At 63.4% G+C, this 9,005-nt stretch carries 8 protein-coding genes and 1 pseudogene; 3 read left to right on the top strand and 6 right to left on the bottom strand.

From position 1 onward, the window contains the following. Nucleotides 1-753 precede the first annotated feature (753 nt). On the top strand, nucleotides 754-1,881 hold the full coding sequence (locus tag AWB81_RS21445) for a YncE family protein (RefSeq protein WP_235025854.1): 1,128 nt from the start codon (nucleotides 754-756) through the stop codon (nucleotides 1,879-1,881). A gap of 83 nt (nucleotides 1,882-1,964) precedes the next feature. On the opposite strand, the gene AWB81_RS21440 is transcribed toward AWB81_RS21445, so the two are convergent. From AWB81_RS21440 to AWB81_RS21420, 5 genes are read right to left on the bottom strand one after another with little or no spacing between them, the layout of a single operon-like run. Continuing rightward, complete coding sequence (locus AWB81_RS21440) at nucleotides 1,965-3,299, bottom strand: MFS transporter (protein ID WP_062638563.1); 1,335 nt, start codon at nucleotides 3,297-3,299, stop codon at nucleotides 1,965-1,967. Nucleotides 3,300-3,337: 38 nt separating this feature from the next. Continuing rightward, nucleotides 3,338-4,366: a gentisate 1,2-dioxygenase gene (gtdA, locus tag AWB81_RS21435; protein ID WP_062638562.1), complete on the bottom strand. Its 1,029-nt coding sequence runs from the start codon at nucleotides 4,364-4,366 to the stop codon at nucleotides 3,338-3,340. Nucleotides 4,367-4,382: 16 nt separating this feature from the next. Continuing rightward, nucleotides 4,383-5,027: a maleylacetoacetate isomerase gene (maiA, locus tag AWB81_RS21430; protein ID WP_062638561.1), complete on the bottom strand. Its 645-nt coding sequence runs from the start codon at nucleotides 5,025-5,027 to the stop codon at nucleotides 4,383-4,385. Nucleotides 5,028-5,029: 2 nt separating this feature from the next. After that, the gene (locus tag AWB81_RS21425) at nucleotides 5,030-5,728 is read right to left on the bottom strand and encodes a fumarylacetoacetate hydrolase family protein (protein ID WP_062638560.1); all 699 of its coding nucleotides are present in this window, start codon (nucleotides 5,726-5,728) and stop codon (nucleotides 5,030-5,032) included. A gap of 31 nt (nucleotides 5,729-5,759) precedes the next feature. Further along, nucleotides 5,760-6,962: a 3-hydroxybenzoate 6-monooxygenase gene (locus tag AWB81_RS21420; RefSeq protein ID WP_062638559.1), complete on the bottom strand. Its 1,203-nt coding sequence runs from the start codon at nucleotides 6,960-6,962 to the stop codon at nucleotides 5,760-5,762. A gap of 106 nt (nucleotides 6,963-7,068) precedes the next feature. On the opposite strand from AWB81_RS21420, the gene AWB81_RS21415 reads away from it, so the two are divergent. Next, the gene (locus AWB81_RS21415; RefSeq protein WP_062638558.1) at nucleotides 7,069-7,533 is read left to right on the top strand and encodes a MarR family winged helix-turn-helix transcriptional regulator; all 465 of its coding nucleotides are present in this window, start codon (nucleotides 7,069-7,071) and stop codon (nucleotides 7,531-7,533) included. A 75-nt stretch (nucleotides 7,534-7,608) separates the two neighbouring features. On the opposite strand, the gene AWB81_RS21410 is transcribed toward AWB81_RS21415, so the two are convergent. Beyond that, on the bottom strand, nucleotides 7,609-8,022 hold the full coding sequence (locus AWB81_RS21410) for an acyl-CoA thioesterase (protein WP_062638557.1): 414 nt from the start codon (nucleotides 8,020-8,022) through the stop codon (nucleotides 7,609-7,611). Between the two features lie 111 nt (nucleotides 8,023-8,133). On the opposite strand from AWB81_RS21410, the pseudogene AWB81_RS21405 reads away from it, so the two are divergent. Beyond that, nucleotides 8,134-8,838 (top strand): annotated as a pseudogene (locus AWB81_RS21405) (Crp/Fnr family transcriptional regulator). The last annotated feature ends 167 nt before the right edge of the window (nucleotides 8,839-9,005 follow it).

Below are 9,005 nucleotides of genomic sequence, written 5' to 3'. Positions count from 1 at the left end.
GCCTGGGTTCCCCCACCGCCACCGCCGCACCCTGAAAGCATCGCGCCGCCCGCTGACGCCAGCATCATCGAGAGAAACTTGCGGCGCGAAGTCGGCGTGCCGACGCGCCCGTTATCGGCGGGGGTTTGTTGCGCGATGGCGTCGTCGGGGTCGAACATGTCGGTGGTTTTTCGGGCGGGAATAACCTCCGTTTACGGCTGAAGCGCGACGACCTTGAATCGCCGAAGCGATTTCCGGGGCCGTGCGTGACGCATTTTCGCCGCGCGGCTACGCGCGGCACGGGAAAGGAGAAAGGGTGGTTTTTTCGAAGCACGCGGATTTAAACCGATTGGCAAATTCGCCTGCCCGTGTTTATCATACTCATCAATTCTTATCGGATGCTTAAGCGAAAAACGCACTCCGATAATTATCGATTACAATGAATTTACGCCCGAATTAAAGACAGATCTCATTCATTCAGAATAGGTTTGGATTTGCCCAAGTAAATACCGGTGAATATAAAAAGTACAGACAGAAGCTATTTTCTATTTCGAATATTCAAGACCTTGAAATAAAACAGGTTATTTGAAAAACCCGCCTGCACGCCCGTGCGCGGCGGCGTCCGTCTTTGCGTTTCTCCCTATATCTCCCTGTCGATTGCGCGCTAGTGTGTGACCACGCTGGCATGTCCGCGGCGTTTTCCGATGCCTGATCTCGCGTAATTTCTTGAAAGATCTTGCACGAAAAAACAGAATCAATTTCTTGGAGACAGCAATGAAGACAACGATGCCGGTCGCGGCAGCACTTGGCGCGCTTGCCGTGACTGCGATGCTTGCAGGTTGCGGCGGGGGAGACAATTCGAATAGCGGGCCGCGCGTCGTCGCGACGATTGCTGTTCCGAATTCGCCATCGCCGCCATTCAACTTTGATATTGGTTACGCCGACTCCGGAAAATATTATCTCGCCGACCGCAGCAACTCGGCGGTGGATGTCGTCGATACGAAAACCAATACGCTCGTCACGCAAATCAAAGGCAACTTCGCGGGCATTGGCGCGACTACGGACAGCTCCGGCCCGGACGGACTCGTCGGCATCCCGGGCACGAACACGCTCTATGTCGGCGACGTGAACTCGGTGAAGGTGATGGACGTCGGCGCGCGGCAGGTCGTCAAGACGATACCGATCAGCACGTCGGGTTCGCGCGTGGACGAAGGATGCTACGACCCGGACGACGGCCTCGTGATGTTCTCCAGTCCCGGCGAATCGCCGCCCTTCGCCACCTTCATCTCGACGAAGACTCAAGCCGTGGTCGCGAAGCTGCCCTTCGCCGGTTCGAGCGGCCTCGAAGCCTGCGCGTACGACCCGAACGGCAAGAACTTCATCGTCAACAACGACGGCACCAGCGCGAACCCTGAGGGCGAGGTCAACGTCATCCCGGCCGCGACCGTCGTGGCGGGCGCGCCGGCGGTCAGCCGCGTGTTTCCGCTCGGCAAGTGCAACCCGACCGGCCTCGATCTCGGTCCGAACAACGACATGATCGTGGGTTGCGATCCGTCGGCGGGTAATCCGCTGATCACACTCGTGCTCGACCGCACGAGCGGCGCGACGCTCGCCACGATCCCGTTCGGCGGCGTGGACCAGATCGCGTACGACAAGTCGTCGAATCGCTATTTCCTGCCGGCCAGGCACTATCAGACGAACAAGATCGCGGCGGCATCGAACTTCGTGCCGACGCTCGCGATCGTCGATGCAACCAGCCGGTCGATCATCACGACACTGGCGATCGGCAACAACGCGCACTCCGTCGCGGTCGACGGCGGAACGGGACAAGCCTATCTGCCGTTCGCACCGGGTGTCGCGGCGTTCCCGAACGGCGGCATCCAGGTGGTGAGCACGCACTGAGTGAAGGCGGTGCGGTCGCGGCCCTGGCGGCTCGGCTCAGGGCCGCGACCGTGTCTTACCTTGACCCGTTGGGGCCGACCGGCTCAATGCGCAACCGCCGCCGTGGCCCGCTCGACTCGCCCCATGGAGAGCATGCTGATGCCAGCAACGATCGTCGGGATGCCTACCAGTGCGAACACCGTCGGCAAGCCCCAGCCGAGCGACAGCATCCAGCCTCCGCCCATCGAACCGAGCACCGAGCCGATCCGGCCGACGCCCGAGGCCCAGCTGACTCCAGTGGCACGGCTCGCCGTCGGATAGAAACCCGCGGCGAGCGCATTCGCTCCAACCTGTGCACCCGACACGCAAAAGCCCGCGCCGAACACGGCAACGACAAGGATGGCCGTGTTGCCGGTGCTATTGCCGATCAGCACGGTGAACACTGCTGCCAACGCATAGGTCACGCCAAGCACGCGTTGCGGATTGAAGCGGTCCATCAGCTGGCCGAGCGCAATCGCCCCGGCGGTGCCGCCCACCTGAAACATCGCGGTGACGAGGGAGGCCTTCTTGAGCGTCATGCCGGTGCTGCTGATGAGTGTCGGCAGCCAGCTCGAAAGCAGATAGATCACGAGCAAGCTCATGAAGAACGCGAGCCACAGCAGGAGCGTTCCGCGCCGCAGTTCGGGATCGAACAGGTGCTTGACCGGAAATCCGGTTTGCGCCTTCTCCGGCACGGAGAAGCTGGCCGTCGACAGATCCTTCGACGGTGCGATTCGCTGCAACGTGCGACGTACCTGTTCCGGCTTGCGTCCCTTCATCACCAGAAAGCGCGCCGACTCCGGCAAATACAGCGCGAGAACCGGCACCAGCAGGAGCGGCAGCACGCCGCCGATCACCAGCACCGCGCGCCAGCCGAAGTCCGCGACCACGTGGGCGGCGGCCACGCCGCCGAGCGCCGAGCCCAGCGTGAAACCGCAGAACATCGAGGTGACGAGCACCGAGCGGTGTTTCTCGGGCGCATATTCGGAACTGAGCGTGACCGAGTTGGGCATGGCACCTCCCAGACCCAGCCCGGTCAGAAAGCGCAATACCACCAGCATCTCGACCGAGTTCGAGTAGGCCGAGGCAAGGCTCGCCAGACCGAAGAAACCCGCGCACACCATCAGGACGGTCTTGCGGCCGAAGCGGTCGGCGAGCGGGCCGAACAGGAAAGCGCCCGCCATCAGCCCGGCCAGCCCCGCGCCGAACACGGGGGCGAGATGCGCGGGCGTGAGGCCCCATTCGGCTCGAATCGCCGGTGCGATGAAGCCGATCGCCGCGGTGTCGAAACCATCGACCGCGACGATGAGAAAGCACAGCAGCAGCGTGACGATCTGCATCGCCGATAGCTTGTGTGCGTTGATGAAACCCTGAACGTCGATCGTCTGCTGCGTGCTCATGACTTGTCTCCTGAATATTTATGTGGAAGGTCTGCAGGTCAGAGCCGCTGCTCGCGAAAGAAGCCGAGCTTCTCCTGCGCGACGCGATCGGAATACGAGAACAGCACCAGATCGTCGCTTGCGTGCAGTGTGTATTTCGTCCACCCCGGCACGACCACCACGTCGTGCGGTGCGAGCTCGAAACGCTCGTCGCCCATCTGGAGCCGGCCCCGGCCCTCGACCACCACGAACACTGCGCTGTCGCTCGAACGGTAGCCCTGTGTGGCGAACCCCTTCGGCAACAGACGGATCGTGGTCGACATGGTCGGCATGGCCCAGCCGCCGTCGACCGGGTTGACGTAGCGCATCAGGTAGCCCGCGTGCGCATCGGGTTCGCTGCCGCGCGTGAGCGCATGGAGCGCCTCGCGGGTGCGTGCATACGGATAGTTGAATACCGGCGAATTCAGCGAGCCAGCCTGATACCCGACCGGCAGCAGTCCGCTGCCATAGCGCGCGAGCGCGTCGCCGGCGGGGCGGGTCACCGGCGCTTCCTCGGCCGGATAGTCCTCGCGGAAGGTGCTGTTGAAGAGCGCGACGAGCGGAATGTCGAGGCCGTCGAGCCACACCATCGGCGCATTCGTTTCATTGCCGTGATGGTGGAATGTCCACGATGGCGTGATCACGAAGTCGCCCGGCTCCATCAGCGTCTTCTCGCCGTCGACGGCGGTGTATGCGCCGCTGCCCTCGATGATGAAGCGCAGCGCGCTTTGCGTGTGCCGATGCGCGGGCGCGACTTCGCCCGGCATGATCAGCTGAAGCCCGGCATACAGCGAGTTGGTGATCTGCGAGCTACCGTGCAGACCCGGATTCTCCAGGATCAGCACGCGGCGCTCGGCTTCCTTCGCGGAGATGTGCTCGGCGGATTCGAGCACATAGGGCCGCACGTCCTCGTAGCGCCACTGATGCGCGACGCACGCGGGCACGGGCGCTTCGGGCACGAGGGACTTCAGGCGCGTCCACAGGGGCGCGAGGCTTTGGGTATCGGCGCGGCCATAGAAGGCCTCGCGTTGACTTTGAATGCTGGACATCGAACGACTCCTTGATTCAGGCTGCGACGAAATCGGGCTGGCGATTCGGGGCGGCATCGGCGAAAGCCGCGACCCGCAGACAGTGTTCGTTGGTACGAAGGACGCGCGGGTACGCCGACAGATCGACGTTCATGCGCTCTACGTTGGCGACTTGCGGCACCAGGCAGCAGTCGGCGAGTGTCGGCGTGTCGCCCACGCAGAAGCCGCCTTGCGCCGGAAGCCAGGCTTCGAGGGCGTCGAAGCCCTGCTTGATCCAGTTCAGGTACCACTGGTTCTTCTGCGCGTCGCTCAACTCCAGCGGACCCGTGAGGTACTTCAGGACGCGCAGGTTGTTCAGCGGATGAATATCGCAGGCGATCAGGGAAGCGATCTCCAGTACGCGGGTGCGCTCGGGACCGTCTGCGGGCACCAGTTGCGGCCTCGGCCGAAGGCGCTCCAGATAATCGATGATCGCGAGCGACTGGGTGATGTGTACCGAGCCGTGTTCCAGCGTCGGCACGAGGCCAGCCGGATTCAGCGCCTTGTAGTCGGCGCCGTTCTGCGCGCCGGTGCGGATATTCACGCCCGCATGTTCCCAATCCAGTCCCTTCAATCCCAGCGCGATGCGCACGCGATAAGACGCCGAGCTGTTGAAGAAGCCGTGCAGCTTGAGGTCGGCCATGATCAGACGACTCGCACGCTGAGTTCGCCGAGCCCGTCGATGCCGCCGCGCATCACGTTGCCGCGCAGCACGCCCGCGACGCCTTCGGGCGTGCCGGTGAAAATCAGGTCGCCCGGCTTCAGTTCGAAATAGGTCGAGAGGTTCGCGACGATCTCCGGCACCGACCAGATCAGCTTCGCGATATCGCTGCGCTGACGGTCCACGCCATCGACCTGCACCCACACCGCGCCCGCTGCCGGGTGGCCGATCTTCGTTGCCGGCACGAGCGGCCCGATCGGCGCCGACTGGTCGAATGCCTTGCCGAGTTCCCACGGCCGGCCCTTGTCGCGCAGCTTGAGTTGCAGATCGCGGCGCGTCATGTCGAGACCGACTGCGTAGCCCCAGACGTGCTCGTTGGCCCGCTCGACTGGAATATCCCGGCCTGCTTTGCCGATCGCGGCGACAAGTTCGATCTCGTGGTGATACTCGGTGGTCTGCGGCGGATACGGCACGTCGACCGTCTGCCCCTCGGGCACCACGACGATCGTGTTGTCGGGCTTGCAGAAGAAGAACGGCGGTTCGCGGTCAGGATCGAAGCCCATCTCGCGCGCATGCGCGGCGTAGTTGCGGCCCACGCAGTAGATGCGGCGCACGGGGAAGAGGTCGTCGCTGCCTGCGACGGGAATGGCGACTTGTGCTTCGGGATCGATAACGTAGCTCATGGTGATGCTCCAGTCAGTGGTCGGTGTGTGTTCAGGATTGGGCGAGACAGTTTTCGGCGGTCCAGCCGTAGAGCCATTCGAGCGCGTCGTAGAAGCGCTCGTCAGGCCGGCCCTTCCACAGTTCGTTGCGCACGAGGCGCTCGATGCCCTTCGCGTGGAAGATGCGGCCCATCTCGCGGGCGGACAGAACGACCCGCGCCGTGCGGGCGACGCGCGAGCGCTGGTACAGGTCGAACGCCTTCGTGAAATCGTTGTCGTTGACGCGCAGCGATTCGCCGAGCGTCACCGCGTCTTCCATCGCCATGCAGGCGCCCTGCGCGAGGTATTGCAGCGTCGGATGAGCGGCATCGCCGAGAAGCGCGGCGCGTCCGTAGGTCCACTGGGCGATCGGATCGCGGTCGGCGGTCGCCCAGCGCTTCCAGCTCTTCGGCAGGTCGATCAGTTGCCGGGCGCGCGGGCAGATATCGCCGAAATAGGACTGCACTTCCTCGCGGCTGCCTTCGCGCACGCTCCACTCTTCGACGTCGCGGCTATGAAAGGTCACGACGACGTTGTATTGCTCGCCGCCGCGCAGCGGGTAGTGCACCAGATGGCAATTCGGCCCGACCCAGACGGCGGCGGCGTTCCATTGCAGATCGGCGGGAAAGTCCTTCTTTTCGACGACCGCCCGATACACCACGTGCCCCGACACGCGCGCGTCGTCGCCCACATACTGCTGGCGCACGGCGGACTTCACGCCATCGGCGCCGATCAGGGCCACGCCGCGGTGCGCGTCGCCCCGGGTGTCGAACACGGTGACGCCGGAACTGGTCTGTTCGACGTGTGCGACCTGCGTCGAGGTCAGGAACTCGATGCGTTCGCTTTCCTGCGCGCCTTCCAGGAGCGCCCCATGCACATCGGCGCGGTGAATCACGGCGTATGGATTGCCGAAACGCGCACGAAACGCCTCGCCGACCGAGACGCGCGCGACCGTCGACTCGTCGAGCGCGTCCATCATGATCATCTCGTCCGTGTACACCGCCCGGGCACGCGCCCGCTCGCCGATGCCGAGCGCATCGAAAGCAGCAAAGGCGTTCGGTCCTAGCTGGATGCCGGCGCCGATCTCGCCGATCGCGGGCGCCTGTTCGAGCACCTTCACGCTAAAGCCCCGGCGCACCAGCGCAAGCGCGGCAGCAAGGCCGCCGATGCCGCCGCCGGCGACGAGAACAGGCAATGAAGAAGTCGAGGCGTTCATGGTTGTCTCCTGTTAGAACGCATACTGATCGTCAGTACACTGATGAATAGTATAGGGACGAAATACGTTATGCTCCCTTTGTGTTTACCCGCATATGGAACGAACCATGACCGACCGGACCCGCGAGCCTCATCTGGACGAATTGCCCGGCCATTACATTCGGCGGCTGCAGCAGATGGCCGTCGCTGTTTTCGCAGACGAAACCGCCGCGTTCGGCATCACGCCGGTTCAGTACGCGGCGATGCAGGCGGTGCATGACCAGCCCGAGATGGATCAGCGCTCGCTTTCGCGCAATATCGGTTTTGATACGTCCACGATCGGTGGTGTGATTGACCGGCTGGAAAAGCGGGGGCTGATGCAACGCAATGCGTCGGCGGAAGACCGTCGCGTGCGATTGCTGACGCTGACCGCCGAAGGCGAAGCGCTATTGAAGGAGATTCATCCCGCGATGTTGCGGGCACAGGTGCGCATGCTCGCACCGCTGACGGAATCAGACCGGCGGCAATTCATGCGGATGCTGAAGGTGTTGGTCGGGCACGCGGGGAACAAGGACGACAGTTCGACCAACTAGCGGAGCGCCGCATCGCGCCCGCGATGTCGCGCACCGCGCGGACTCGTTGATATGACGGACAAATGCCTTCGCCGCTCAGGCGCAGGCGGCGCGGATGTAATCGGGCACGGGGACGGCCTTCAGCCTGCCATCTGTTTGCCGGACGCACAGCGCGCGCGTTTCCTGACCCTCGCAGATCAACGTATCGCCCCGCATGATGCGATGATGCTGAATGAAGACCTTGCCGCGCCACTCTTCAATGCGGGTATGGACGTCGAGCCGCTCGCCGTAGGTCGCGGAGACATGGAAACGCGTATGGATTTCCAGCAGCGGCGGCCCGATGCATTGCGCGGGGTCCGTCAGCTCATGCCACGCGGGCAGGCCGCATTGCCTGAAAAAGTGATGCGAAGCCGCATCCATCCAGCGCGAGAAATTCGGAAAGAAGACAATTCCTGCGGGATCGCAATCGCCGAAATGCACGTCGATGCTGTAGACGATTTCCTTGCTCATGGGCCTCTGCTCCTGTTCCAATGCAGCCATTATTCAGCTGTCATGCCCGTAAAACTGTCAATCCGACGACACTCGGCGTCGGTATTCGCACGTAAAGGTCAGGAGACGAGGATGACCCGACCCATGCAGGTGGCAACCCCGTCGCTCACGCTCGACGAAATGCTGGCCCAGTCGCCCTGGTTCACGTCGCTCGACGAGTCAGCGCAGCGCAAGGTGCGCGCTGACGCATCGGAGCGCGCCGTTGCCATGGGTCAGTTGCTGGGCCGCCATGGCGATCGGCAGCACGTATGGTTCGGGGTGCTCGAAGGCTTGATCAAGTAGTCGATCACGGCGCACGACGGGCGCACCGTCACGCTGGGCGGCCAACTGGTCGGGAGCTGGTTCGGAGAAGGCACGCTGATTCGCAAGGCGCCGCGCCAGTCCGACCTCATCGCGCTGCGCGACAGCCGCGTCGCGCAGATTCCGCTCGCCACCTTCGACTGGTTGCGCAGCCACCAACCGTCCTTCAATGAATTCCTGCTGCTGCAGGTGAACGAACGCCTGCACTGGTTCATGGGCAATGTCGCCGCGTACGGATTGCTCAACACTGACAGCCTCGTCGCCAGGGCGCTGGTGGGCATGGTGCATCCGCTGCCGAATCCCCGTGGCGAGCGCTATCTGCAACTGTCCCAGGAGGAGCTTGCCAACCTCGCCGCCGTGTCCCGCCAGACCTGCAACAAGGCCATGATGCATTTCAAGGACGCCGGCCTCATTCGTACCGAATACGGCGGCCTCGTCGTGCTGGATCTGCCGGGGCTGCAGGCGCTCGCGCAGTAGGTCCGTTTCCGGTCGATCACCTCCCCTTTTTCACGAAAGATTGAAGCGGATCGCGACGCCGCATTGACGCGGCGGGTCTCGCTGCGACCTAGCGTTTGCCCTGTCCGCAACTGTCGGCCGATCGACAGTGGTTTGCGCGGGCGACCGAAATAATGCGTGTCATACAA

This window comes from Caballeronia arationis, from assembly GCF_001544975.2.
Classification (GTDB): Bacteria; Pseudomonadota; Gammaproteobacteria; order Burkholderiales; family Burkholderiaceae; genus Caballeronia; species Caballeronia arationis.
Note: the sequence above shows the minus strand (reverse complement) of the source record. Positions and strands in the feature narration are given on the sequence as shown.